Source organism: Pseudomonas sp. 43(2021), from assembly GCF_017490805.1.
Classification (GTDB): Bacteria; Pseudomonadota; Gammaproteobacteria; order Pseudomonadales; family Pseudomonadaceae; genus Aquipseudomonas.
Genome location: NZ_JAFGYJ010000438.1, coordinates 1 through 467, shown reverse-complemented (window position 1 = coordinate 467; position 467 = coordinate 1). Strand labels below are relative to the sequence as shown.

The 467-nt window shown below is 70.0% G+C and carries 1 protein-coding gene; it reads right to left on the bottom strand.

The window, feature by feature from the left end; all coding sequences use genetic code 11:
* Positions 1-155: 155 nt before the first annotated feature.
* Positions 156-467, bottom strand: a 312-nt coding sequence (locus tag J5M71_RS28045; protein ID WP_207838844.1) for a hypothetical protein, incomplete at its 5' end; no start/stop codon positions are given.

The following is a 467-nucleotide window of genomic DNA, read 5'->3' as shown; positions in this document are numbered from 1 at the left end:
CTTCCATGCGGCGCCGACGCCGGCGTCGACCGCGTCGCGCTCGCGCGCTCGGCCCGGCCGGCGGCGCGCACCGCATGCGCCGGCGGCCCGCCGCCGTTTGCATCGCCCGTCCGAACCCCCGCCCGGCGATCCGGATCGGGCGCGCGCCGCCGCGCCTACTTCGCGATGAAGATCCCGGACGTCGGGCAAGTGCCCTGCGTGCCCGCATCGGTCACGAGCGACGCCGCGCTCGGGAACTGCGACGTCGCATCCGTCTTCACCGAGAGCCACGCCTCGGTGAAATAGCTGACGTAGTTGACCTTCACGCACTTGAGCGAGACCGCGCCGCGCGTGTTGCTGCCGAACGCGCCTTCGAACGCATTCAGCAATTGCGTGCGCGTGACGGTATTGCCCGCGTTCGACTGGAGGAACGTGTTGAACGACGTCGTCGACAGGCGGCTCACCATCCCCGTCGCGTTGTTCCAGTA